This window comes from Streptomyces sp. NPDC006798 (assembly GCF_040635975.1).
Lineage (GTDB): Bacteria > Actinomycetota > Actinomycetes > Streptomycetales > Streptomycetaceae > Streptomyces.
In genome coordinates, this window is sequence record NZ_JBEYIS010000056.1 from 1 (window position 1) to 25,012 (window position 25,012).

The 25,012-nt window shown below is 75.0% G+C and carries 18 protein-coding genes and 2 riboswitches; of the genes, 13 read left to right on the plus strand and 5 right to left on the minus strand.

Features of this window, described 5'->3' with window-relative positions; genetic code table 11:
• Positions 1–67 precede the first annotated feature (67 nt).
• Positions 68–1,513 carry a hypothetical protein gene (locus tag ABZ714_RS28880; RefSeq protein ID WP_358828294.1) on the minus strand — a complete coding sequence of 482 codons (1,446 nt, stop codon included), beginning with the start codon at positions 1,511–1,513 and terminating at the stop codon, positions 68–70.
• 126 nt (positions 1,514–1,639) lie between these two features.
• Positions 1,640–1,714, minus strand: a riboswitch (cobalamin riboswitch).
• A gap of 139 nt (positions 1,715–1,853) precedes the next feature.
• Positions 1,854–1,927: riboswitch (cobalamin riboswitch) on the plus strand.
• A 131-nt stretch (positions 1,928–2,058) separates the two neighbouring features.
• On the opposite strand from ABZ714_RS28880, the gene ABZ714_RS28885 reads away from it, so the two are divergent.
• The 12 genes from ABZ714_RS28885 (at position 2,059) to ABZ714_RS28940 (ending at position 15,880) form a co-directional block, all read left to right on the plus strand.
• The gene (locus ABZ714_RS28885; RefSeq protein WP_358828295.1) at positions 2,059–4,857 is read left to right on the plus strand and encodes a prenyltransferase/squalene oxidase repeat-containing protein; all 2,799 of its coding nucleotides are present in this window, start codon (positions 2,059–2,061) and stop codon (positions 4,855–4,857) included.
• Complete coding sequence (locus ABZ714_RS28890; protein ID WP_358828296.1) at positions 4,854–5,813, plus strand: hypothetical protein; 960 nt, start codon at positions 4,854–4,856, stop codon at positions 5,811–5,813. Before ABZ714_RS28885 ends, ABZ714_RS28890 begins: the two co-directional genes overlap by 4 nt.
• A gap of 4 nt (positions 5,814–5,817) precedes the next feature.
• Positions 5,818–7,035 (plus strand): CbiQ family ECF transporter T component, encoded by a 1,218-nt coding sequence (locus ABZ714_RS28895; RefSeq protein WP_358828297.1) that lies wholly within the window; start codon positions 5,818–5,820, stop codon positions 7,033–7,035.
• Positions 7,032–8,690, plus strand: a complete 1,659-nt coding sequence (locus tag ABZ714_RS28900) for an ATP-binding cassette domain-containing protein (RefSeq protein ID WP_358828298.1) — start codon at positions 7,032–7,034, stop codon at positions 8,688–8,690. The genes ABZ714_RS28895 and ABZ714_RS28900 overlap by 4 nt, the downstream gene beginning before the upstream one ends.
• A gap of 170 nt (positions 8,691–8,860) precedes the next feature.
• On the plus strand, positions 8,861–9,643 hold the full coding sequence (locus ABZ714_RS28905) for an ECF transporter S component (protein ID WP_358828299.1): 783 nt from the start codon (positions 8,861–8,863) through the stop codon (positions 9,641–9,643).
• Positions 9,644–9,994: 351 nt separating this feature from the next.
• A complete protein-coding gene (locus ABZ714_RS28910) occupies positions 9,995–10,963 on the plus strand; it encodes a helix-turn-helix domain-containing protein (RefSeq protein WP_358828300.1) in 969 nt (322 codons plus the stop codon).
• Positions 10,964–11,064: 101 nt separating this feature from the next.
• A complete protein-coding gene (locus ABZ714_RS28915) occupies positions 11,065–11,178 on the plus strand; it encodes a keywimysin-related RiPP (RefSeq protein ID WP_358828301.1) in 114 nt (37 codons plus the stop codon).
• A 93-nt stretch (positions 11,179–11,271) separates the two neighbouring features.
• Positions 11,272–13,092 (plus strand): asparagine synthase-related protein, encoded by a 1,821-nt coding sequence (locus ABZ714_RS28920; RefSeq protein WP_358828302.1) that lies wholly within the window; start codon positions 11,272–11,274, stop codon positions 13,090–13,092.
• A 55-nt stretch (positions 13,093–13,147) separates the two neighbouring features.
• Complete coding sequence (locus tag ABZ714_RS28925; protein WP_358828303.1) at positions 13,148–13,408, plus strand: lasso peptide biosynthesis PqqD family chaperone; 261 nt, start codon at positions 13,148–13,150, stop codon at positions 13,406–13,408.
• Positions 13,405–13,842, plus strand: a complete 438-nt coding sequence (locus ABZ714_RS28930) for a lasso peptide biosynthesis B2 protein (RefSeq protein WP_358828304.1) — start codon at positions 13,405–13,407, stop codon at positions 13,840–13,842. Before ABZ714_RS28925 ends, ABZ714_RS28930 begins: the two co-directional genes overlap by 4 nt.
• Positions 13,839–14,711, plus strand: coding sequence for a cupin domain-containing protein (locus ABZ714_RS28935; protein WP_358828305.1), 873 nt, complete (start codon positions 13,839–13,841; stop codon positions 14,709–14,711). Before ABZ714_RS28930 ends, ABZ714_RS28935 begins: the two co-directional genes overlap by 4 nt.
• 119 nt (positions 14,712–14,830) lie before the next feature.
• Entirely contained in the window at positions 14,831–15,880 is a 1,050-nt protein-coding gene (locus ABZ714_RS28940; protein ID WP_358828306.1) for an enoyl-CoA hydratase/isomerase family protein, read from the plus strand.
• Positions 15,881–15,914: 34 nt separating this feature from the next.
• Here the strand turns inward: ABZ714_RS28940 and ABZ714_RS28945 are convergent, their stop codons facing one another.
• The 4 genes from ABZ714_RS28945 to ABZ714_RS28960 form a co-directional block, all read right to left on the minus strand.
• Positions 15,915–16,514: a hypothetical protein gene (locus tag ABZ714_RS28945; protein WP_358828307.1), complete on the minus strand. Its 600-nt coding sequence runs from the start codon at positions 16,512–16,514 to the stop codon at positions 15,915–15,917.
• Between the two features lie 57 nt (positions 16,515–16,571).
• Positions 16,572–17,483: a zinc metalloprotease HtpX gene (gene htpX / locus ABZ714_RS28950; RefSeq protein ID WP_358828308.1), complete on the minus strand. Its 912-nt coding sequence runs from the start codon at positions 17,481–17,483 to the stop codon at positions 16,572–16,574.
• 80 nt (positions 17,484–17,563) lie between these two features.
• The gene (locus ABZ714_RS28955) at positions 17,564–19,666 is read right to left on the minus strand and encodes a SpoIIE family protein phosphatase (RefSeq protein WP_358828326.1); all 2,103 of its coding nucleotides are present in this window, start codon (positions 19,664–19,666) and stop codon (positions 17,564–17,566) included.
• A gap of 267 nt (positions 19,667–19,933) precedes the next feature.
• Positions 19,934–23,581: a phosphodiester glycosidase family protein gene (locus ABZ714_RS28960; RefSeq protein ID WP_358828309.1), complete on the minus strand. Its 3,648-nt coding sequence runs from the start codon at positions 23,579–23,581 to the stop codon at positions 19,934–19,936.
• A gap of 316 nt (positions 23,582–23,897) precedes the next feature.
• On the opposite strand from ABZ714_RS28960, the gene ABZ714_RS28965 reads away from it, so the two are divergent.
• The gene (locus ABZ714_RS28965) at positions 23,898–24,941 is read left to right on the plus strand and encodes an alpha/beta hydrolase-fold protein (RefSeq protein ID WP_358828310.1); all 1,044 of its coding nucleotides are present in this window, start codon (positions 23,898–23,900) and stop codon (positions 24,939–24,941) included.
• The last annotated feature ends 71 nt before the right edge of the window (positions 24,942–25,012 follow it).

Genomic DNA, 25,012 nt, shown 5'->3' on the forward strand with positions numbered 1-25,012 from the left:
GCGGCTGATGATGTCGCGGACCTGCTGAAGCACCGGGTCCGACCGGGCCCGTACCGCCGCCGTCGGGTCAGGAGCCGTAGCGCAGGGCGATGGTGTCGCCGACGCCGATCACCCGGTTCCGGGCGGCGGCGGTGAAGGCGGAACCGTCGACGCTCGCCTTCCAGGTGTTGGTGCCGCTGTTGGCGGTGCCGTTGACGGCGGTGACGGTCCCGGTGCCGGTGGCCGGGGTGACGGAGGTGACGCAGCCCGCCGGGGTGGCGGCGCCGGTCGCCGCGTCGAGGACGGCGCCGAGGGTGGACGTGGTCGCGGTGGGTGTCAGGACGACGGAGCAGACCTTGGGCGCGCCTGCGCCGCTGTCGACGGTGAGGGCCAGCTTGGTCGCGGTGCCGGGCGTGAAGGCGCTCTGCCCGACCCAGCGGGGCGCGCCGGGGGTCACCGGGGTCGGCGGGGCGCTGGTGAAGCCCCCGCCCGCCACGGCCCGCAGGGCGTCGGTGGACGAGTAGGCGGACGGGGAGGTGTCGGCGGGCTTGTAGCGGAAGCCTCCGGCGGGGCTGAACTGGAGGCTCAGCAGGAAGTCGATCGGGGTCTTCCCGGTGGAGGGGACGAGGAAGTCCCCGGTCTGCGGGTCGATTCCGCAGGCGTTGAGTCCGGAGACGGCCCAGCCGTTGGAGCTGGAGTTGATGCCGTACATCGCGTCGAACGCGCCGGACGAGGCGATCAGCGAGTTCTTGAGGAAGGTGCGGGCGGCGACGACGTCGGGGTCGGTGTTGGAAACGCCGGAGGTGCAGAGGGCGGCCATCGCGGCGCCCGTCATGTCGATGTCGCCGGGTTCGGCCAGCCGGACGGGGTCGCCCTCGGCCTTCTGGTAGCCCCAGCCGCCGTCGTCGTGCTGGTTGGCCCGGATCCGGGTGACGACGGTGTCGAGGAGGGCCTGGGGAACGCGCCGTACCCCGGTCTGGGTCTTGGCGCCGGCCAGGGCGAGCCCGGCGAAGACGGTGCCGTTGAAGTTGGCGGAGGGGCCGAAGTAGCCGGTTTCGGCGGTCTGCCAGTAGCCGTAGAGGTCGGCGATCAGATTGCGGGAGGCGGAGACCCGGGCCGGGTCGATTCCGGCGGCGTGGGCGTTGAGGATGCCGCGTTCGTAGTCGGTGGCCTTGGGGGTGGCGGAGGGCCAGCCGGGGGTGGCGAGCAGATCGCGGTAGACCGTACGGGCGTTCTTGGTGGTGTCGCCGCCGGGGGCGACGTCGACGGGGGCGGTTCCGGCGGCGGCGAAGGCGCTGAACGCCCACTCGTTGGAGAGTCCGGATCCGGCGTACGAGCCGTCGGCGGCCTGGAGGGTCTTGAGGTAGGCGACGCCGTTCGTCTTCGAGGTGGCGATCTGGCCCGGGGTTGAGGTGGCGGACGCGGTGGGCGCGCCGAGCGCGAGGGCGGCGACGACGGCCGTGACGGCGAGGGCGCGCGGCGCGCGGCGCCGGGCCCGGGGGCCGGTGGTCGGGACGCGGGGGGTACGGGACATATGGCCTGCTCCTTGTCGGGGGGACGCCGGCCGGTCCGCTCCGCCGGGGCCGTGGTGGCGCGGGGCGGGGCGCGGGGCCGCCGTCCGAACGCGAGGTAACGGCTTCCTGGTGGTACGTCGCCGCATGGGCATTCGGACTCGGTACGGCTGCCGCCGTTCCACACCGTTGCGCGTCAGTCCCGGATTCCCACCGGATTCCCCCATGTGACAGCCCTGGACGGTACCCGAGCCCCAACTGCCGCGCCACCGTGCCCGATAGGGGTTGTCCACAGGGGCGGGGGGGTGTCTTGACGGTCTCTTCGGCCGCGTGTTCCAATCCGGCTGATACACGCTCAGCTCCAGGGGAAGCCGGTGGGAATCCGGCGCTGACCCGCAACCGTGGGCCCGCCGTACGGCGGGCGAGCCGGACTGCCTGGGGCGGGTGCACTTGATGCGAGAAGCGCCGTCGCGGACTACGGCGTGGTCGACCGCCCCACCGGCGTACGCGCCGTGCCGTGGGGCCGCCCGCCACGTGCCGGGCCCGCCGGACGACCCGAGGGGCCGTGGTGGGGACGTACCGAAGGACAGAGCAGCGCGCCGACCGGTGGTGGCGGACCGGGCGGCGGACGCGTGGCGCCGTGCCGGGGGCGGTCCGGGCGGCCGTGCTGCGCGGGGTCTCGGGCTTCGCCGCGTTACTGCTGCTGGGTTCGGGGACCGCCTACGCCGCCGCTCCCCCGGCTGCCGCCGGGACGCCCGAGGCGTGTACCTCCGTCAAGGGCGCGGTGGTCGCGGTGGACTTCGGAGCCTTCGGCGGATCCGTCGTCCGGGGCTGCGACACCACCCCGACCACGGGGTACGAGCTGCTGAAGGCGGGCGGGTTCCGTACCACCGGGACCGGGCACGACGGGGACGCGTTCATCTGCCGGATCGGCCACACATCGGCGCCCGACGGCAAGGCGTATCCGACGCCGGACCGGGAGAAGTGCGTCGACACCCCGTCCGCCGACGCGTACTGGTCGTACTGGGTGGCCGCGCGCGGGGCCAAGGACTGGCGGTACAGCGATCTCGGCGCGATGGGGCGGAAGCCGAGGCCCGGGGATGTGGACGCCTGGGTCTTCGGTGCCACCGAGATCGGCGGCGCGGGCGGCAAGCCCTCCTTCACCCCCGACCAGGTACGGGCGGGGATCGGTCCCGACGAGATCCGGACCCGGGCGGCCGGGGCCTGGGCGCGGGGCCTGCTGGTGAACGGGGAGCGGGTCGAGATCTCCCCCGGCACCCCGAGCCCTCTGCACACCACCGAGGCCGCCTATACGATCGCGGCGACGGTGGGCACGGGCTCCGCCCTGGACCGGGTGACGGCCTATCTGCGCGCCGGGACCACCGCGTACGCCTATCCGCGCGGTGGGGACGAGGCCCCCGACCCGGAGGCAGCCGCCCGGCTGGCCCTCCTGGCGAAGATCACCGGGAAGGATCCGGCGGACTTCGGCGGCCACGATCTGACCGGTGATCTGCGGGCGGCGGTCTGCCCCGCGCCCGTACCGGGCTCGCCCCGGCCCGGCTGCCGGACCGAGGGCGACTTCCGCCACGCCGCGAGTACCGAGGCGCAGGCGCTGGCGGTGCTCGCCCTGGTCCGGGCCGGGGCCACCCCGCCGGAGGCGGCGGTGGCCCGGCTGACCCGGCTCGAATGCGCCGACGGCGGCCATGGCTCGCTGCTCCATCCGCCGGGCAAGCGGTGCGACGGCGAACCGCGCGCCACGGCTCTGATCGCCCTCGCCCTGGAGGCGGCGGGCGGCTTCGACGGCGCCCTGGCGGAGACCGTCGGCCATCTCCGCGACCAGCAGCGCCCCGACGGGTCGCTGCCCGGCTACACCGGCGGCACCGGCGCCGCCGATGTCGGCACCACGGCGCTGGCCGCCCAGGCCCTGCGGGCAACCGGCGACGGGGCCCGGGCGGACAAGGCGGTCGCCTGGCTGGCCCGGCAGCAGTTCCCGCTGGGCGGGTTCAGCAGCGACGAGAACGCGCTGGAGCCCCATCTCTTCCCGACCTCCGCCGCCGCGCTGGCCGGTACGGACACCGATCTGGGGTCGCTGGTCGCGAAGGTGATCCCGGCGGACCCGGAGGAGCCGGGTCCGGGCGGGCCCGGTGGCCCCGGCGAGCCGGGCGAGGACGACGGGAAGCGCCCCGACCTGAAGAAGGGCGTGGCCTATCTCACCCACTCCGACCGGCTGCTGAGAGGCCGTTACTACGCGGTGCCCGGCACCCGGCGGGCCGACTTCGGGCTGACCATCGACGGCGCCTTCGCCCTGGCCGCCACCGGCCACGACGACAACAAGCTCCGGGGCGTCGTGGACTTCCTCGACCAGGGCGGCCGGGACGGCGAGGGCCGTACCCTGCACGACTGGACCCGGGCGGGCACCGACCGGCCGTCCGGCGGTTCGATCGGCAAGGCCGCCCTGCTCGCCCAGGTGGTGGGCCGGGACCCCCGGAAGTTCGGCGGACGGGATCTGATCGCCGAGCTCGGCCAGGCGGTCTGCCCGGCCGCCGCCGAGGCCGACGGCTGTGTCGCGGCGGGCAACTACCGCAACGCGAAGTCGGTCTTCGGCCAGTCGCTGGGGGTCGTCGCCCAGGTGCGGGCGGGCGAGCGGGAGGCCGCCGCGAAGCCGGCCGGCTATCTGCTCTCCCTCCAGAAGGATTCGGGTGCCTGGCCGAGCGTGCTCCCGGCGACCGACCCGAACGACCAGGACGTGGACTCCACGGCGATGGCCGCGATGGCCCTCGACCTGGTCGGCGGACCGGAGGCGGACGCGGCGGTGGAGCGGGCCCTGACCTGGCTGGCCGGACGACAGTTCGCCGACGGCGGCTTCCCGGGCGCCGCCGGGAACTCGGTGAACTCGGCCGCCCTGGCGGTGCAGGGGCTGAGCCTGGACGCACCGGCCCACCGGGCGAAGATCGCGAAGGCCCGGGAGTTCCTGGCCGAACGGCAGAACCCCGACGGCGGCTTCACCATCAACAAGGGCGGCCAGCCCGGCTCGGACGTCCGGGCCTCGACCCAGGCGGTCGGCGGTTCGACGGGGATCTCCTTCGCGGTGCTGAAGCGCGGTCTGAGCGGTACCTCACCGCAGCCGGACCCGGGCCCCGGCCCGGACGGGAAGCCGCCGGTCATCGTCACCCCGGGGGATTCCTCCGGCGGTTCGGCGGGCGGCTCGGGGGTCTCCGGCGGCACGGGCGTCACGGGCGGCGGCGGACGGCTGGCGTCGACCGGGACGGACGCGCTGACCGTCGCCGGGATCGCGGTGGCCCTGCTGGTGGCGGGCGCGGGCGCGGTCGTCGTGGTCCGCCGTCGTGGCGCGGGGCGGCGCCGGTGACGCGGGGACGCCCGGACGGACGGTCGGGGGGCCGTTTCGCCCGGGGCCTCGTACGGTCGGCCGCCGCCCTGGGGCTGATCGCGGCGCTCGGCGCCCCGGTCTCCCCGGCCGCCGCCGACCCCCAGCCCATGGGGCGGTGCACCACCTCGTCGGGCGCGGTGCTCGCGGTCGACTTCAGCCGCTGGGGCGGGCCGGTGTACCGGTCCTGCGGAACGACCCCGACGACCGGCTACGAGCTGCTCAACCAAGGCGGCTGGCGGACCGCCGGGACGGGACACGACGGTCCGGCGTTCATCTGCCGGATCGGTTACAGCGGGCACCGGGACGGGAAGATGTTCCCGCCGCCGGAGCAGGAGGACTGCGCACTGACGCCGCCCGCGTCGGCCTACTGGTCGTACTGGCACGCCGACCCGGGGGAGAACACCTGGGAGTACAGCCAGCTCGGGGCGATGCTCTACGAGCCCAAGCCGGGCAGCGTCGATCTGTGGATCTTCGGGGGGACGGATATCGGCGGAACGAAGGGCCGGCCGAAGGTCACCCCCGACCAGCTCCGGGCCCACAACACCCGGCCGGTGGGCGGCGGCACCGCCGAACGGCCCCGGTCGACGGAGCAGGCACCCCCGCCGGCTCCCGGTACGGACACCGGACCGGCCCCGGTCCGCTCCGCCGCCCCCTCGGCACCGACCGCCCCGAAACCATCGGTGACGGCACCGCCGCCGGCCTCCGGCACGCCGTCGGGGCCGGGGTCGCCGTCCCCGTCGCCTTCGGCCGGTTCGTCGTCCCCGGCGGCCGTGGCCGCGCCCGGGAACGGTCCCCGGGTGGTCGACGCCGCCCCGGCGGCGGAGACCGGCCACGACCCGGGTTCGATCGTCCCCGTGGTCGCCACGGCCGGTCTGGTGGTGGTGCTGGGTGCCGCCGCCGCGATCACCGTGCGGCGCCGCCGCCGTACGGAGTAGCCGGGTGGCGAGAACGGACACCGGCGGCGGACCCGCCGCCGCGGACCGGGGCGGCCGCCGGCTGCCCCGGCTGCTGCATCCGGTCGCCTGGTGGATCTGGGCCCTGGCGCTGGCCACGGCGGTGAGCCGGACCAACAATCCGCTGCTGCTGCTTCTGGTGCTCGCGGTCCTCGGCTATGTCGTCACCGTACGGCGGACCGAGGCGCCCTGGGCCCGGGGCTTCCACTACTACCTGTATCTGGCGCTGGTCGTGATCGCGATCCGGGTGTTGTTCCGGGCCGTGTTCGGGACCGGCATCACCCCCGACGACCATTTCCTCTTCTCCCTGCCGACGGTGCCCACCCCGGACTGGTACGCGGGGATCCGGATCGGCGGCCCGGTATCGCTGGAGGCGCTGCTGTCGGCGGCGACGGAGGGGCTGCGGCTGGCGTGCATGCTCTGCTGTATCGGCGCGGCCAACACCCTCGCCAATCCGAAGCGGGCGCTGCGGGTCCTGCCGGGGGCGCTCTACGAACTCGGGGTCGCCGTCACCGTCTCCATCAGCGTCGCGCCCCAGCTGGTGCAGAGCGTCCGGCGGGTGCACCGGGCCCGGCGGCTGCGCGCGGGCCGCTCCAAGGGGCCGCGGGCGCTGCGCGGGATCGTGGTGCCGGTGCTGGAGGACGCGCTGGAGCGGTCGTTGCGGCTGGCCGCCGCGATGGACTCGCGGGGCTACGGCCGGGCGGGGTCGGCGACCCGGGCGTCGCGCCGGGTGACGGGCGCGCTGATGCTGCTCGGGATGTGCGGACTGTGCGCGGGGGCGTACGGGCTGCTCGACGCGACGGCGCCCCGGCTGCTGGGGCTGCCCGCGATGGCCGTGGGCGCGGTGCTGTGTCTGGCGGGGCTGCGGCTGGGCGGGCGCCGGGTGACGCGTACCGTCTACCGGCCCGACCCGTGGCGGCTGCCGGAGTGGGCGGTCGCCGGGTGCGGGGTGCTCTCGGCCGTACTGCTGTTCAGCGGTGCCGGGTTCGATCCGGCGGAGCTGAATCCGTCGCTCTATCCGCTGGGCTGGCCGTCGCTGCCGCTGGTCCCGGCGGCGGCGGTCCTGCTGGCCGGAGCGGCCGGGTTCCTCGCGCCGCCGCCCGCTCCCCCGGGCCCTGCCCCGGCTGAAGCCTCCGCCCCTCCGGCCCGCCGGGCCGGTTCCGCTCCGCGCGCCGCCGCGCGCCGTACCGAGGACGCCCTGTGATCACCTTCGACCAGGTCTCCGTCGTCTACGACGACACCGCCGAACCCGTACTGCGCGATGTCGATCTGACCGTGGAGGAGGGCGAGCTGTGCCTGGTCACCGGGCATACCGGGGTGGGCAAGTCGACCCTGCTGGGGGCGGTCAACGGGCTGGTGCCGCACTTCACCGGCGGCACCCTCTTCGGCCGGGTGGTGGTCGACGGCCGGGACACGGCCGGTCATCCGCCGCGTGAACTCGCCGACGTGGTGGGCGTGGTGGGCCAGGATCCGCTGGACGGCTTCGTCACGGACACCGTCGAGGAGGAGCTGGCGTACGCCATGGAACAGCTGGCGGTGGAGCCGTCGACGATGCGCAAACGGGTGGAGGAGACCCTCGATCTGCTGGGCCTGGCCGATCTGCGGCACCGTGCGCTGTACGAACTCTCCGGCGGCCAGCAGCAGCGGGTGGCGATCGGCTCCGTACTGACGGCCCATCCCCGGGTCCTGGTCCTGGACGAGCCGACGTCGGCACTGGATCCCACGGCGGCGGAGGAGGTCCTGGCGGCCGTCACCCGGCTCGTCCACGATCTGGGCGTGACGGTGCTGGTGGCGGAGCACCGGCTGGAGCGGGTGGTGCAGTACGCGGACCGGGTGCTGCATCTGCCGGGTGACGGGCGGGTCGTGTCGGGTCCGCCCGCCGAGGTGTTCCGGGGCTCGGACATCGCGCCGCCGGTGGTGGAGCTGGGCCGGGCGGCGGGCTGGACACCGCTGCCGCTGTCGGTCCGCGACGCCCGGCGGGCCGCCGTGACGCTGCGGACCCGGCTCGCGGCACAACCGCCGCCCCCGGCGCGGCCCGCTCCCCCGGCGGACGCGGCGACGGTACTGGCCGCGCGGGGTGTGACGGTCTCCTACCGGGGTGTGCCCGCCGTCCGCGAGGTGGCGGTCGAACTGCGGGCGGGCGAGGTGACGGCGCTGATGGGCCGGAACGGCTCGGGGAAGTCGTCGCTGCTCTGGGCCCTCCAGGGGTCGGGCCCCCGGCAGGCGGGCAGTGTCCGGGTCGGCCCGGCCGGTCCCGGCGGGAGCGGCGATCCGGGGAAGGTACCGGCCGCCGAGGCCCGGCGGCTGGTGGGGCTCGTACCGCAGACCGCGACGGATCTGCTCTATCTGGAGAGCGTGGCGCAGGAACTGGCCCAGGCCGACCGGGAGTCGGCGGTCGTCGCGACGGGCCGGCCGCCGGTCCCGGCGCGGCGGATCCTCGACCGGCTGGTGCCGGGGGTGGCCGACGCCACGCACCCCAGGGATCTGTCGGAGGGCCAGAAGCTGGCGCTGGTCCTGGCGATCCAGCTGACGGCGGCCCCGCGGGTGGTCCTGCTGGACGAGCCGACCCGGGGGCTGGACTACCGGGCGAAGGAGCAGCTGGCGGGGATCGTGGACGGGCTGGCGCGGGAGGGCCGCTCGGTGGTGATCGCCACCCATGACGTGGAGTTCGTGGCCCGGGCGGCGGACCGGGTGGTGGTGATGGCGGAGGGCGATGTGGTCGCGGACGGGCCGACCCCGGAGGTGATCACGGCGTCGCCGGTGTTCGCGCCGCAGGTCGCGAAGGTGGTGGCGCCGCTGGCGTATCTGACGGTGGGACAGGTGGCGGCGGCCCTGGCGGGGGCGGGTGAGGCGGGGTGAGCGGGGACGCGCCGGACCAGGAGGGGGGCCCGGAGGCGGACCCGACTCCGGGGCAGCGGCGGCGGGCCATCGGACAGCGGGGACCGGAACACCGGGCCCCGGGGCGGCGGGCTCCGGCTCCCGGGTGGAGTCCCCCGGCTCCCGCCATCAGGATCGGGCCGCGCGCCGGGGTGGTGATCGCCCTGGCCGGATTCCTCGGTCTGGTCGCCTTCTTCTGGCCGTTCGTGGTGGCGCCGGGGAAGTTCGCCTCGCACTACGCGCCCCCGTTGATCTTCGGCGTCCTGCTGGTCCTGGTGCTCTGTGTGGTGATCTCCGAGATCGCCGAGGGCGGTATCAGCTCCAAGGCGCTGGCGATGCTGGGCGTGCTGTCGGCCGTGAACGCCGCGCTGCGCCCGCTGGGCGCGGGCACGGCGGGCGTGGAGACGGTCTTCTTCGTGCTGGTACTCGCGGGCCGGGTGTACGGACCGGGCTTCGGCTTCACCCTGGGCTGTACGTCCCTCTTCGCGTCGGCGCTGATCACGGGCGGGGTGGGCCCGTGGATGCCGTACCAGATGTTCGGCTGTGCCTTCGTCGGGATGCTCGCCGGGTTCCTGCCCAGGGCGTCGGGCCGCCGGGAGGTTCTGCTGCTCGCGGTCTACGGCTCCTTCTCCGGCTATCTCTTCGGCTTTCTGCTCAATCTCTCCTTCTGGCCGTTCTCGGTCGACCCGGGGAGTTCGATCGCCTATCTGCCGGGGCTGCCGTTCACGGAGCAGTGGCAGCGGTACGTCGCCTTCGATCTGGCGACGTCCCTGGGCTGGGACACGGGCCGCGCGGTCACCAACTTCGTGGCGATCCTGCTGGCGGGCCCGGCCGTGCTGACGGTCCTGCGGAGGGCGGCGCGCCGGGCCCGGTTCCAGGCACCGGTCCGGTTCGAACGGCCGCCGGGACGGCCCGGAACGGACCCCGCGTCATGACAGGGGCCCGTTCGAGGACCCCCTGATCGCACCCGCCGAACAATGCGGCGCCACCCGCAACCGGGCCCTGACCGGCACGGACACGGCGGGCCGCTGTCCCGGACAGCTGAACATTGTTGCCCGGGGGCAGGGGCGGTGGGCAGGCTGGGACGCAGGCCGACGGCGGGTCCCGGTGACGGCGCCCGGACTCGTACCGCCGGTGAGAGCGCGGTTTCGACCGAGCCGAGAACCTGTGCTCGGCACCCCGGCGCGGCGGACCGATGCCGCGTGTGGGAGGGGTGCGGAGCGGCGGGGTCCGCCCGCTGTTGCCCGGGCGCCGCGGCCCCGCCTCCCAGCGATGTGGGGGACCTGTTGTTCGATCTGAAGTTCAACACCACGGACCTGCCGGCGCGCGACCGCTTCGACGAGTGGAGCACATTTACCGACCGGACCCGGATCCCGCAGACCCTGAAGAGCTCGGACGACGCCGACTTCCGCGCGTCGGCCCTGGTCCGGGGCAGTACGGGTCAGGTCGTGGCACGGGCGTCACTGCGATCGAAGCTGCTGACCCGGCGTACCCCCCGGCTCATCCGGCACGCGGACCCCGAGCAGTATCTGTTCGTCTCCGTGCTCTCCGGCACCTCCGGCGTGGCCCAGTCGGGGCGCGCGACCGTGATCAGGCCGGGAGAACTGATGATCCTCGACTCCTCTTATCCTTTCCGGGCCCAATACGACGGCGTCCACCATGTGTTCCTGGTGGACAAGTCCCTGGTCCCGGTGGCCCCGGAGCAGGTCCACTCGCTGCTGGCCCGAAGGCTTCCAGGCGATACGGGCAGCGGCGCGGTCCTCACCCGCTGTCTGCGCGAGGTCTCCCGGGACGGCGGCTCCCGCCGCCCGCCGGAGCTGCACCGGCTGCTCGATGTCGCCGTCGATCTGCTGGCCGTACTGATCGCGCAGGAGTTGGACGTCCTGCCCCGGCTGCCCCCCGAGAGCCGGGACCGGGCGCTGCTCGCCCGGGCCGACGCCTTCGTCCGGGAGCATCTCGGCGACCCGGACCTGACGCCGCAGAACCTCGCCGCCGCCCATCATGTGTCCCTGCGCAGACTCCAGCAGTTGCTCGCCGCCGAGGGCACGACCCCGGCGGCGCTGATCCGGACCCGGCGGCTGGAGCGGTGCCGCCGGGCGCTGGCGGATCCCCGGCAGCACGACCGGCCCGTGCACGCGGTCGCGGCGCGCTGGGGGTTCCCGGACCACGCCCACTTCAGCCGGTTGTTCAAGTCGACCTACGGGATGTCGCCGAGCGAGTACCGGGCCTCCCGCGATCTGACGGTGCGCGGATAGCCAAGGCCGCTGCGCGAATCGACAACGACGGATCGGCGGCCGACAGGGAGTGTTGACGGCGGAAGGAACCACTCCCCCGAGCTGAAAGGGATGTGATCACCATGACCACACGCTACGAGACGCCGACCCTGTTCGAGATCGGCGGCTTCTCCGAGAAGACCCGCTGGGTGTGTGTCGGCTGGCTCCCGGACTTCACCTGTACCTTCGGCGGCTGACGCCTCACCGCCGCGGCCGGTCGCCGGAGGCCCCGTCCGGCCTCCGGCGACCGGCCTCGGCCACCCTTCGGCCGTCCGTGGACCACCGAGAGAGTGGGGAACCCTGTGGAGTTCGTCGTCCTGCCGGACCATCCCGCCGCCGACGAGGTGGCCGGACTGCTTCCCGACGCGTTGCGGAAGAACACCCTGTACCACCACTCGGGCCGTCCCTGGGTGGTGGGAGACTGGGCGGCGGACGAGGCGCTGTACGCCCGGGCCGGGCGTACGGCCGTCGTCCTGCTCGGGCCCGCGCACACCACCGAGCCCCGGCTGCGGGAGCGGCTGGGGCGGATGACGGACCTCCGGCAGCTCGACGCCGTCGTGGCGGACACGGCGGGCTGCTTCCATCTGATCGCGTCCTTCGACGGCACCGTCCGCGCCCAGGGCACCCTGTCCGGCGCGCGACAACTGCTCACCACCCGCGTCTCCGGGGTCACCGTGGCCGCCAACCGGGTCACCGTACTGGCCGGACTGCGGGAGCTGACCCTCTGCGACGAGCAGCTCGTCCAGCATCTCCTCGACTTCGGACCGCCGTGGCCGCTGACCGAGCGGAGTGTCTGGCGGGAGGCCGACCCGGTGCCGTTCGCGCACTGTCTGAACCTGCGGCCCGACGGCTCGGGGGAACAGCGGCGTTGGTGGACCGCGCCGGAGGCGGAGGTTCCGGCCTCGATCGCCGCGCCCGCGTTCCATGGGGCCCTGCTCTCCGCGGTCGCGGCCCGCTCGGGACCGGCCCCGGCCCTGGGCTGCGATCTGTCCGGTGGGATGGACTCGACGAGCCTCTGCTTCCTCGCCGGCCGGCAGCCGGGCCGACTGGTCACCGTCCGGCGCCAGTTGATGGATCCGAAGAACTGCGACGACGCCGTCGCGGCCCGGGCCGCCGGGGATCTGCCGGACGCCGAGCACATCGTGCTCGGCCGGGACACGGCACCGCTGTACTACGACGCGTCGGACCGTACCGATCTGGCGATCGACGAGCCACCGCCGTTCGTCGCCATGACCCGGCACATGGAGGAGGTGGCCCGGGTGATGGCCTCGTACGGTGTCACCCGGCATCTCCAGGGCCACGGCAGCGACGAACTGGCGGCGGCCGGCACGACCGCGTACATGAACACGGTGCTGCGGCGGCGGCCGCTGCGGTCGCTGACGGCACTGCGGCTGATGCGGGCCAAGCGGCGCTGGTCCCTGGCCACGACGCTGCGGGTGGTCCGTCCCTTCCCCCCGTACGGAAGCTGGCTCGGCCGCTCCGCCGGAGGGCTCGGGACGGCGGCCGACCCCGAGTCCGAGGTGGGCTGGGAGCCCGCGCCGCGGCTGCCGTTCTGGGTCCCTCCGGGCGTCCGGGAACCGGCGGCCGGGACGATCCGCCGGGCCGCCGCGACGGGACCCGCCCCGCTGGCCCCCGAACCGGTCCAGCACGAGATCCTCCGCTGTATCCGGGTCAACGGCCATATCGTCCGGTTCGCCAACACCCTCGCGGACCGGTTCGGGGTGAGCTTCGAGGCGCCGTTCCTCGACGACCGGGTGGTCGGAGCGGCGCTGTCCGTACGGTTCCGGGACCGGTACGTCCCCGGGCGGCACAAGCCCGTCCTGGCGGCGGCGCTCCGGGGGACGGTGCCCGACTACGTCCTCGACCGCACCACCAAGAGCCACTTCACCATGGACGTGTACGAGGGGCGGCGCCGCAACCTGGAGTCGATCCGGGCGATGTTCGAGGACTCCCGGCTGGTGGCCCGTGGGCTGGTGGACGCGAAGGCCGTCCGCCGGGTGCTCACGGGCGTGATGCCGGACCCCATGCTCGCCGGACCGTTCGAGAAGACGATCGCCCTGGAGGCGTGGCTCCGTTCGGTGCCCGAACGGATCGGCCCGCGCGCCCGCTGACCCCGGCCGCCCACCCACGCCGTCACTCCAGCATCCCTGCGCTTCAGGAGACCCGATGTCGGACATAGCCCTCTCCCCCTTCGTCACCATGGTCGAGTCCGAGGACGGCATGGTGTTCCTCCATGAGAAGACCGGCCGGTACTGGCAGCTCAACGGGACCGGATCGGAGATCGTCCAACTGCTGCTGGGCGGTGAGACCGCGGAGTCCACGGCGGCACTGATCCGGGAGAAGTACCCGGAGGCGGCCGAGCAGGCGGCGGCGGACGTCGACGCCCTGATCCACCGGCTCCGGGACGCGAAGCTGCTGGCCCGATGAGTATCTCGATGGTCAACGAGCGGGCCGACTCGGTACCGCCGCTCTGGTTGCGCCTCCCGGCGCGGATCGCGGTCCTGCTGGCCCGGGGCATCGCGAGGCTCACCCCCGAGCGGCAGTTCGCCCTGCTGCGGGCGGTCCGCCGGGGAGCCCGCCCCAGCCGGGTGGCCGAGGCGCATCGGGCCCGTAACGCCGTCCTCCACGTCAGTGTGATGTGTACGGGACCGTGGTGTCTGCAACGGTCGATCGCGACGGCCCTGTTGTGCCGGGTGACCGGAGTGTGGCCGGAGTGGGTGGTCGGGGTGCGGACGGAGCCCTTCACGGCCCATGCCTGGGTCGAGGTCGACGGGGTGCCCGTGGACGAGGACACCGAGCGGCTGACCGCCTTCCGGCGGCTGGTGGTCGTCCCGCCCCGGCGCGCGGGGGTGCCGGAATGACCGTCGCCCGCGGGTTCGCCCCGCTCACGACCGACGGCGCCGGGATCGAGGCGGCCTGGGGCGACCGGGCGGGCCCGGTCCCGGTCGCCGCCGCGTTCCTGGCGGAACTGGACACGGTCACGGTCGGGCGGCTGCTGGCCGAACCGTCGCTGCGCCCGCCGCGGATCTCCTTCGCCCGGGACGGACGCCAGATCCCGGACCGCGAGGTGACCGCGGGCTCCGGACCGCCGGGCCCGCCGGGCGGCGCTCCGCTGGACCGGGAGAAGGCCGCGGCGCTGGTGGCCGCGGGAGCGACGGTGATGGTCTACGGGGCCCAGCGGGTCGTGCCGTCGCTGGGCCGGATCACGGGGCATATCGCGGCCTCGCTCCGCGCCTCCTGCGATACGACGGTCTTCCACACCCCGGCCGGCAATCCGGGCCTGGGCTGGCACCGTGACGGTCAGCATGTGGTCGCCGTCCAGATCGGGGGATCGAAGGAGTGGCGGGTGGAGCGCCGGGCTCCGGAGTACTGGTGGACGACGGGCGCCCTGCGCTCCGACGGCCCGGACACCGAGGTGGACCGGATCACCCTCCGGCCGGGCGAGGCGCTCTACATGCCGCCGGGGGTGGCCCATACGGCCCGGGCGACGGACGAGTCCAGTACCCATGTCTCCTTCGTCGTCCAGGAGCCCGCCACCAGGGAACTGGCCCTCGCCCTGTTCGAGCGGGCGTCCCGGAGTGTCGGGACCCGGCTCGACCGGGGCCCGGTCGCCGGCCGAAAGGAGCGGGCCGCGGCGGTGGCGCGCGAACTGGCCTCGGCCGTCGCGGCACTCGATGTGAACGAACTGCTGGGCCTGGTGGAGGCGGACGCGATGGAGTCCGGCGGCTGACGTAGGCGGGGCGGCGCTCCCCCGCGCCGGATCGGCGGGGCCGGGGCGGGATTGACGCGGCGACGGGTCCGGGGGCCAGGATGGCGGACGAGATCCGTTCCAGGGAAGGAAGCCGCCGGATGGCCGTCGAGGACACCGAATCCGCCGTACTGACCCGGGTGACGGGCCGCGCCGGGTACATCACCCTGAACCGGCCCGCCGCGCTCAACGCGCTGACCCGGCCGATGGTCCGGGCGGTGGCCGACGCGCTGGACCGGTTCGAGGCCGATCCGGGGGTGGCGGTGGTGGTCCTCACGGGCGCCGGTGAGCGGGGGCTCTGCGCGGGCGGCGACATCCGGGCCATCCGCGCGGACGCGCTGGCGGGCGGCCGGGAGTCGTTCGCGTTCTGGCGGGACGAGTACCGGCTGAACGCCCGGATCGCCCGGTTCGGCAAGCCGTACGCGGCGGTGATGGACGGCATCGTGATGGGCGGCGGAGTCGGGGTCTCGGCCCACGGGTCCGTACGGATCGTCACCGAGCGGTCGAGGGTGGCGATGCCGGAGACGGGCATCGGCTTCGTACCGGACGTCGGCGGTACGCATCTGCTGGCCCGGGCGCCCGGGGAGACCGGGACGCATCTGGCGCTCACCGGGCTCGCGGTGGGCGCGGCCGACGCCCTGCTGTGCGGGCTCGCCGATCATTTCGTGGACTCCGGTGCCCTGCCGGGGCTCGTCGCCGGGCTGGCCGGGGGCGAGGTCGCGGAGGTCCTGGGGCGGTACGCGGCCACCGCTCCGGCGGGTGAGCTGGCCGGGCACCGGGAGTGGATCGATTCCTGCTACGCCGCGGATACGGTCGAGGAGATCGTCGGCCGGCTGCTGGCCCATGGCGACCCGGCCGCGAAGGAGGCCGCGGAGACCGTGCTCACCCGGTCGCCGACCTCGTTGAAGGTGACCCTGGCGGCGCTGCGGCGGGCCCGGGTCCTGGGCGCCCTGGAGCCGGTGCTGGAGCAGGAGTACCGGGTGTCGTGCGCCGTCTTCACCCGGCCCGACCTGGTGGAGGGGGTACGGGCCCAGGTGGTGGAGAAGGACCGGGCGCCGCGCTGGTCGCCGGGGTCGCTCGCGGAGGTCACGGCGGCCGAGGTCGAGCGGTGCTTCGCCGAGGCGCCGGACGGCGGGCTCGGCCTGGTCTGACTCTTCCGGGTCGGCGGTCCCCGGGAGCGGCGGGTCAGTCGGTGAGGCCGGGGGCGCCCCAGACGGGGAACCAGCGGTTCAGCTCGGGTTCGATCCGCAGATCGTCGGCGAGCAGCGCCCGTACCTCGATCTCCAGGGCGTTGTCGCGGCGCTCCACCGCGCCCGGCAGCGGGGCGAAGGGGTAGAACGTCCCCCGTTTGTAGAGATAGACGAGGGCGAGGGCCCGGTCCCCGCCGGGCGCGGGCTCCGGGTCGTGGAAGGCGGTGAGGGAGCAGAGGAGCTGCGGTCCGAATCCGGCCTCCTCCAGCAGGGTATTGACCGCGTGCAGATCGTTGACCAGGGAGACCGTGTCGTCGGCCGGGCGGCGCAGCACCAGCCACGTATAGCCGTAGGTGTCCTTGTGGTAGCCGGGGGTGGCGGGGTCGGTACCGGTGTCGAGGAGGTCCCGGACATCCTCCTGGACCCGGCGGAACGCGCCGCCCTCGACCCCGGCGAAGCAGACGGAGCCGCTGCCGGTCGGGACCATTCCGGTGGCGGCGTTCAGGGTGATCGCGGCGCCCGGGAGGCCGAAGAGCCGGTCGAGATCGGGAGGTACGGCCCTGCGGCGGCCGAGGATCGCGTCGAGGAGTCCCACCGGGTCACCTCCGCCGGACGGTCGGGCCGCACGGGTTCTCCCCGGGCCGCACGGGCTTCACGGCCGGGCCGAACGGGCGCTGATCGCGGCCAGCTGCTCCAGCCGCTGCTCCAGTGTCGGATGCGAGGAGAGCAGCCGGCCCAGGCTCTCCCGGGAGGAGAAGGCGGGGACGAGCCAGAAGGCGTTGTACGGCTCCGCCTTGCGGAGGTCCTGGGTGGGGATCCCGGCCATCTCGCCGGTGACCTTGGTCAGGGCCGAGGCGAGTGCCGAGGGGCGGCCGGTGAGGAGGGCGGCGGCCCGGTCGGCGGAGAGTTCGCGGTAGCGGGAGAGCAGCCGGGTGAGCAGAAAGCTGATCACGTAGACGGCCGCGCTGACCAGCGGGATCAGCGCCATCACCACGGCGGCGTTGCTGTTGCCCTGCGATCGGCCGAGCCCGCTGTAGAGCCCGATCCTGGTCATCAGTCCGGCGAGTACGCCCAGGAAGGAGGCGACCGTCATCACGGCCACGTCGCGGTGGGCGACGTGCGACAGCTCATGGGCGAGTACGCCCTCCAGTTCCTCGGGCTCCAGTCTGCGCATCAGGCCGGTGGTGACACAGACCAGGGCCGTCTTCTCGTTGCGGCCGGTGGCGAAGGCGTTGGGGACGTCGCTGCGGGCGATGGCGACCCGGGGTTTCGGCATATCGGCGAGGGCGCAGACCCGGTCGACGGCGCCGTGCAGTACGGGCTGTTCCTCGGGGGTGACCTCGCGGGCGCCCATGCCGTACGCCGTGATCCGGTCGCTGAACCAGAACTGGGCGACGAAGAGGGCGCCGGAGACCACCAGGATCACCGGCCAGGCGCCGCGCAGCAGGGCCAGCAGGACGCCCACGAAGACCACGTACAACAGTCCGATCAGGAACATCGTGGTCACCATGCGGGTGGTGAGTCCCCGGTCCGGCGCGTAACGGGACCGTGGTGTTCTGGCCATGATCGCCTCCGGGCGGCGCGATGCTGCGGGGCCGTCTCCCTTGATTGTCCTCCTTCCGCCGGTCCGGCGGCGGATGGCCGTCAGCTCCGGAGGCCGAGCAGGAGGAGGGCGGTGTCGTCGCCCCGCTGGTGGCCGCCGACCATGCCCATCACCTCGTCGGCGATCTCCTCGAGCGGGGCGTTCCCGGCCCGGGCGAGCCGTCCGGCCAGCTCGGTGATCCCTTCGTCGAGATCGGCGCCGGGGCGTTCCACGAGTCCGTCGGTGTAGAGGACGAGGAGGGATCCCGGGGCGAGCGGCACCTCGGTGACGGGGTACTCCGCGCGGGGGTCGACGCCGAGCAGCGGGCCGCCGGGCACCTCCAGGGCCCGGACCCGGCCGTCGGGCTCCCGCAGCAGCGGCGGCGGGTGTCCGGCCCGGGCGAGCAGGGCCCGGCGGCCGGCCGGGTCGAGATGGAGATAGGCGCAGCTGGCCAGGAGCTCGGCGTCGAGGTCGATCAGGAGCCGGTTGGTGCCCGCGAGGACCCGGCCGGGTGGCTGGCCGACGCCGGTGAAGGCCCGGACGGCGGTTCTGACCTGGCCCATCAGCCCGGCCGCTGTGGCGTTGTGGCCCTGGACGTCGCCGATCACGGCGGCGGCGCCGTGCCGGTGCTCGGATCCGCCGAGGGAGGGTCCGCCGAGGGGAATGAGGTCGTAGAAGTCTCCGCCGATGTCCATGCCGTGGGTGCCGGGCAGATAGCGGGCGGCGGTCGCGAGCCCGTCGAGGACCGGCAGGGAGTGCGGCATCAGCGCCGACTGGAGTCCCTGGGCGAGGCGGTGTTTGACGTCGTAGAGCCGGGCGCGTTCCAGCGCCTGGGCGACGAGTCCGCCGAGGCTGGTGAGGACGGCCCGTTCGTCCTGGGAGAACCGGTGCTCGCGGGCGTAGCCGAGGACGCAGGTGCCGACCGGGCGGCCGGAGGCGATCAGCGGCAGATACGCCCAGGCGGCCATGCCGTCGGGGGTGACGAAGCGGGCCGGGTAGACGCGTTCCAGCTCGGCCCGGGATTCGAAGAACGACGGTACGCCGGTGCCGAGGATGCGGGCGCTGGGGATCTGCGCGGTCAGCGGGGTGCCGTCCCAGCGGTCGATGACCCCGGGGTCGGGGTAGCCGCGGTGCCCGAGGACGCGCAGCCTGTTGTTCTCGGCCGCGAGCATGACCAGCGCGTCGCTGCCGAGGGTGGGCATGATCTCGTCGGCGACGGTCTCGACGACGTCGTCGACGCCGACGGCCTTGGTGAGGGCCCCGGCGAGGCTGAGGATATGGGAGATGGAGACCAGATTGCCGGGCGGGGCGGGTGAGGTACCGGTGGCGGTGGCGGTGGCGGAACCGATCGAACCGGCGGTACCGGCGGTACCCGTGGGGCTGACGGGGCGCAGTTGGACGCTGATGCCGCCGCGGTCCGGGTAGAGCCGGAACATCAGCCACTCCTTGGGGGGCTTGAGCACCGTGAAGGCGGTGGGCTGCTGGCTGAGCATGGCGGCCCGGTAGCGGTCCTCGTAAACGGGGTCGTCGAGCCAGGGCAGGGCGTTCCAGAGCCGTCGTCCGGTGAGCCGGTCGGGGGCGATGCCGAGGAGCCGGGCGGTGGCGGGGTTGGCGTAGACCACCCGGCCGTCGACGTCGAGGGCGCAGAGCCCGTCCGGGATCCGGGCGGCCATCCGTACGGCCTCGGCGGCGGTGCTCCGGTCGGCCGGGGCCACGGGGGCGGCGAGCACGGGTTCGGTCCCGGCGGCGATCACGGCCCCGGCGGCCACGGCGCGGCGCAGTCTGCGGGCGAGCCGTTCCCCGGCGGTGGCGAGTGCGGTGCGTTCCCGGGCGGAGAGGGTGGCGGGGTGGGAGCCGGGCCAGGTGACGTAGACGGCCCCGTAGGTGGTGTCGCCGTCGGCGACGGGGAAGGCGGCCAGACAGTACGAGTACGGCAGGACGACGGCGATCCGGGGGTAGCGGCGGGCCATCTCCTCCTCGCCGGAGACCCAGACGACGGTGGATTCGCGGACGGCTTCGGCGAGCGGCATCTGCGCGGTCAGCGGGACGCGTTCCCAGGGCGCGGAGAACGACCGGGGCAGTCCGGCCTTGATCGCCATCTCCAGGACCGTGCCGTCGGCGGAGAGCAGATGGACGGCTCCGGAGTGGGCGTGGACGGTCTCCATCAGATCGGCGAGGGCGCGGGAGAGGAGGGTCTCGACGGCCTGCTCGTTCCCGGCCCCGCTCCCCGGCCCGTTCCCGGCTCCCGGCTCGTCCCCGGCTCCGTCGGCGGTGGCTCCCGGTGTGCGCGGACCGCCCACGCCCCACCACCTCCTCTGCCGTGCGCCCGCCGACCGCTCCACGGCGCTCGCCGCTCATGACCACCCTGCCCGCAGTCGCGCCGCCGCGCATGGCGAGCACGACGGGCCGTGATCGCCGTGGGCGGGCGGCCGCTACCGGGCTGTGGCGGGTCGGGGCCGGGCGGGCCGGGGGGCGGGGTCCGTGATGTCGATCGTCGTACGGGCCGTCCGGCCGGAGACCGTGACGGCGAGGGTGATCCGGCCGGGTCTCAGGGCTGTGAGGCGGCCGGTCGCGGGGTCGAGGGCGGCGACCGGGCGGCCGTGGCCCCGGTACCGGAGCCGGTCACCGGGAGTGCCGACGGCGACGCCCGGGGAGACCGTCCAGTCCGTGCTGACCGGATGGGCGGCGGGGACCGGGCGGGTGCCCTGGGTGAGGGTCGCGGTGACCGTCGCCGCCGTTCCGGCCGGGAGTGCGGCCGGGGCGGTCAGGCCGAGCAGATCCGTATGGGCTCTGACCTGGACCGTCAGCCAGTCCTCCGACGGGTCCGGGCCGGTGTCGGCGCCGTCCGGGAGGGCGGTCCCGCGGCCGTCCGCCCGGGCGGTGCCCCGGCCGCCGGGCGGGTCGGTGTCGACGCCGATGAGCGACCAGCCCGTGAAGCCGCCGTCCGCCGCCGGGCCCGCGGGGGCCTTGCCGGAGTTGCCGTTGATCAGATACGGCACGCCGTCGACCCGGTCGGCGTGGAAGACGCCGACATGGGCGCCGATCAGGGCCGCGCCCTTGCCGGTGGTCCGGCGGAAGTCGGCGAGCCAGCTCTCCAGCAGCGCCGCCTCCTTGCGGTCCTCCAGCCGGCTGCCCCGTTGCGGGGTCGGATCGCGCGGCGGTACGTGGGCGATCAGCAGGACCGAGCCGACGGCGGGGTCCCCGGCGGCGGTGTCGAGGGCGGCCCGGGTCCGGGCGATCTGGGCGAGGCCGCCGCCGCGCAGCGAGAGGGACGAGGTGTCGAGGGTGATCACCCGGGTGCCCCGGTGGTCGAGGACCCGGCTCGCGGGGCCGAATTCGGTGCGGAAGTGGTCGATCCGGCCGCCCATGACCTCGTGGTTCCCCGGTACGTAGTACCAGGGCACCGAGGTCCCCAGTTCCTCGTCGAGGATCCGGCGGGCGAAGGCGAGATCGGCGGGTGTCCCCTCGTCGACGAGGTCGCCGTTGACCACCAGGAAGTCGGGGCGCTCGGCGCGGATCTCCCGCAGGGTCCGCCGGGCCTGCCGGACGATGGCGCTGTCGGGGTCGCGGGCCACGAACTGGGCGTCGGACATCACCGCGAACCGCCAGTCGCGGTCGGCGACGGCCGCGGCGGTGCCGATCAGCGGGTCGGCGCGGCGCGGTGGTGGCGGCAGTTCGACGGCGGGCGGTACGAGGGCGGTCAGCGAGTCGATCGCGATCCGCCCGGTGTACTGGCGGTTCGCGGCGGTCTCGGCGAGATAGAAGCGGTGTACGGAGAGGGGGGCGGCAGCGTCGGGCGGTACGGCGAAGGTGATCCGGCGCCATCCGGTCCAGGTGAGGTACGGGCCGCGCAGCAGCAGGTCGGAGCCCGCCGCGTCCCTGAGGTGGAGGGTGGGCCAGGCGCCCCGCCCGTCGCCCTCGATCCAGAGGCCGAGGGTGTGCGGGCGGCCGGGGAGGGGGACGGGGCGCGGCGGGTCGGCGTAGGCGGCGCGGGTGGCGGTGGAGCGGGTGAAGTCGTAGCGGAGTTCGAGTCCGGTACCGGTGTGTCCGGCGGGGGTGGGGGCGACGGCTCCCGCGGCGCGGGCGTGGCTGAAGGTCCAGGCGTCCGCGTCGTCGAAGGACGCGGTCTCCCGTTCGGCGAGTCCGACGCTCACGGCGAGTACGGCGGACGCTCCGGCGACGGTGGCGGTGATCCGGGCCGCGCCGCCTTCGGGGCCGGGGCGGGCGGCGACGGTGAAGGAGCCCCGGCCGTCGTCGGTGACGGTGAACCGTTCACGGTCGTAGTCGAGCGAGACGTCGGCGGGTTCCACGGGGGCGGTGCTGCCGTCGGCGGCCCGGCCGACGAGGCCGAAGGAGCCGGTGGCGGCGGTGTCGGGGAGGGAGACCCGGCGGGTGGTGGGTTCGACGGAGGCGAGCGGGCCGAGCACGGTGAGCGCGATGCCGCCCCGGGCCCGGCCCTGTTCGGCGCGTACGGTCGTGGTGCCGGGGCGGGCCGCGTGGAAGACGCCCCGGGCGTCGGCCCGGCCGACGGCGGGCGCGGTGGAGCGCCAGCGGGGGTCTCCTCCGGCGGGTCCGTAGGTCTCGTCGTAGCCGGTGGCGGTGAGCTTCCGGGTCAGTCCGGGGAAGACCCGGTCGGGGCGTCCGCCGCGGACCGGTGCGGTGGTGGGCGCGTCGGCCGGGTCGGTGCGGGTGGCGACCCGGAAGCCGCGCGGGACACCGCTGCCCTCGGGCGCGGTGATGACCAGGCCGTTGGGTACGGGCCGTTCGGAGCCGTCGGAGGGGCTGTTCTCGATCCGGGGCGCGGTGCCGCCGGGTTCGCGGACGGCGAGGGTGGAGGAGCCGCCGCCGTCGAGGTTGAGGGCGTCGTGGGCTCCGGCGTCGCGCAGCATCCGGCCGAGTTCGGTGAGGGTGACTCCGCCGCTGTCGGCCTGCCGTCCGTCGACGGTGACGATCAGCATGGTGCGGCCGTCCTCGGCGAAGCCGACGGCGGTACGGGGCGCGGGGGCGTTGTTCGGCTTCCCCTCGTGGTCGACGGCGGTCCCGTCGACCACGAGGGGTTCCCGGCCGCCGACGGCGGTGGTGGGGACGGGCCCGTCCCCGGTCCCGGCCCGGTGGGTGAGGGTGACGGGGTCGCCGGGGCGGAGGCCGAGCAGCCGCCGGGCGCCGTCCTCCCGGCCGACGAGGACGGTGGCGCCGTCGGGGACGGGGCCGGTTCCGGTCCGGTCGGCGACGGCGGCGATCCGGCCGTCGCGGACGAGCGCTTCGGCGACCGGGGTCGCGGAGTCGACGGTCAGGGCCCGGTCGGCGCTCCCCCAGGCCGGGGTGTAGGCGCCGATGCCGCCGGGCGGTACGTTCGCCGCGTTGTACGCGGTCAGGGGCGTCTCGCCGGACGGCAGGGCGAGGGTGCCGTGGTAGGAGAGCCGGAGGATCCGGCCGGTGCCGCCGGGGCCGATACCCACGGCCAGGTCGGCACCGGGCGCGGGCGAGTGGGTGGGGGCGCCGTCGCGGATGCCCGGTCCGAGGGGGGCGCCGGTCCCGTTGAGGTCGAAGAAGTCGCCGTTGACGGCGGCGACGGTACGCCGCCCGGGCCCGGGGTCGTGAGCGGCGGCGAGCCGGCTGAGGGTGTCGCGGCCGGTGACGGTCCCGGTGGAGAGGTATCCGGCTTCGACGTCCCCGCCGCCGAGGTCGACGGAGAGGGCGTCGACCCGGAGCCACTTGTCGGCTTCCAGCCGGTCGTAGGAGGTGAGGGTGGTCCCGGGGGCGACGGGCCGGGTGGCGCGCGCGGTCTCGATCCCGTCGGCGCCGACGCGTAAGGCACCCGGGGGACCGGCCGCCGGGGCGCTCGCCGGCGGCGGGGCGACGGGCCGCAGGGCGTCGGCCTCGGTATCGGGGGCGGCGAGGCGGCCGGGACCGGTGAGGGCACCGGGGCCGGGCGCGGGGCCGGGCGCGGGGCCGGTGACCCGGACCGCCGGGCCCCGGCGGCTTTCGGCCTCGGCGGCGGCCGGGGCGGGGGTCCCCGCCGCCAGGGCCGACAGGGCGGCGATCAGTACGAGCGTCCGGCGGGCTCTGCCTCGGTCCACGACGTCTCCCGGATGACGGCGGATGGCGCGCTGCGGGGGCACGGGCACGCCCCGTGACGGCGGCGCAGCGCGACTGTACCGGCCGGGACCGGCCCGTCGGCAGAGGCGCGGACGGCGACGGCGAGCGCCGGTACGGCAGGTCGGCGGGCCGCCACCGGGGGACGGGGCCCCGGGGGTCCTCAGGGGTGGTCTCGGGGGCCGGTCAGGGGTGTGACGGATGCCGTGGGGGCCGGGAGGGCGGAAGACTCGGGCGGTGACGGGGCCGTCGCGCGGGGAGCCGCGGACGGCCGGGTACGTCCGAGACGAGGTGTCACCTATGGCTCCCCCACCGCCCGGACCGGCCAGGCGCCGGATCCTGCTGCCCGCGGCGCTCGCCCTGGCCGCCGTGACCGGCGCGGCCGGTACCGCCCGGGCCCGGCCCGGGGCGTCCGGGGCCCCGCCCGGGGTCCGGGTGACGGACGAGACGTACACCGGTCGGCGCATCGTCGATCTGACGGTCGCGTCACCGGCGCTCGGCGGCCCGGCCCCGGTCCGGCTGCTGACCCCGGAGGGCTGGCACGCCCGGCGTCCGGCCCACCGCTGGCCGACGCTGTATCTGCTGCCCGGCGGCGACGGCGACCATCTGTCGTGGACCCGGGACTACGGCATCCAGCGGCTGTCCGTACTGCGGCACACCCTGGTGGTGATGGTCTCGATGCCGCTGTTCGGCTTCTACAGCGACTGGTGGAACCACGGCGCGGGCGGCCCCCCGGCGGTCGAGACCTTCCATCTGCGGGAGGTACTGCCGCTGCTGGAGCGGGAGTACGGCGCCGGGCCGCGCCGCGCGGTCGCCGGGGAGTCGCAGGGCGGCTTCGGCGCGCTGTCGTACACCGCGCGCCACCCGGGGACGTTCCGGGCGGTGGCGAGTCTCAGCGGCTTCGTCCATCCGCACCGGCATCCGCGCGCGGTCCGGGCCGCGATGACCCATCTCGGCCTGGACTGGCTGGCGCTCTGGGGCCACCCGGAGCGCCAGCGGGGGATCTGGGAGTCGTACGACCCGGCATATCTGACCCGCCGTCTGGCGGGCGTACCCGTCCGGCTGTCCTGCGGCGACGGGCGGCTCGGGCCGCTCGATCCCCCGGGCACCGGGCCCGACGAGCACATCCCGGGCCTGGAGGATCCCGACCACCCTTTCCCGCCCGGCGTCCTCTCCCCCACCGAGGCCGTGCTGCTGGACGAGAACCGGGCCCTCGCCCCGCTGCTGCGGTCGGCGGGCGCCCGGCTGACGACCCACTTCCATGCCGGGACCCATGACCCGGCGTACTGGAACCGGGAACTCCGGGCGTCGTTGCCCCTCCTGCTGACGGCCCTGCACGGCTGAGTCCGCGACCGGGGACGGCGGAGGCCGCGGTGGACGGCGGCCCGCGCGGGGCACGGTTCCGGGGTACGCGG

Coding starts and splice junctions, on each gene's coding strand:
- ABZ714_RS28955 (WP_358828326.1), bottom strand. CDS start 19,666: ATGGAGACCGTCCACGCCCACTCCGGAGCCGTCCATCTGCTCTCCGCC.
- ABZ714_RS28915 (WP_358828301.1), top strand. CDS start 11,065: ATGACCACACGCTACGAGACGCCGACCCTGTTCGAGATCGGCGGCTTC.
- ABZ714_RS28940 (WP_358828306.1), top strand. CDS start 14,831: ATGGCCGTCGAGGACACCGAATCCGCCGTACTGACCCGGGTGACGGGC.
- ABZ714_RS28930 (WP_358828304.1), top strand. CDS start 13,405: ATGAGTATCTCGATGGTCAACGAGCGGGCCGACTCGGTACCGCCGCTC.
- htpX (WP_358828308.1), bottom strand. CDS start 17,483: ATGGCCAGAACACCACGGTCCCGTTACGCGCCGGACCGGGGACTCACC.
- ABZ714_RS28880 (WP_358828294.1), bottom strand. CDS start 1,513: ATGTCCCGTACCCCCCGCGTCCCGACCACCGGCCCCCGGGCCCGGCGC.
- ABZ714_RS28935 (WP_358828305.1), top strand. CDS start 13,839: ATGACCGTCGCCCGCGGGTTCGCCCCGCTCACGACCGACGGCGCCGGG.
- ABZ714_RS28925 (WP_358828303.1), top strand. CDS start 13,148: ATGTCGGACATAGCCCTCTCCCCCTTCGTCACCATGGTCGAGTCCGAG.
- ABZ714_RS28965 (WP_358828310.1), top strand. CDS start 23,898: ATGGCTCCCCCACCGCCCGGACCGGCCAGGCGCCGGATCCTGCTGCCC.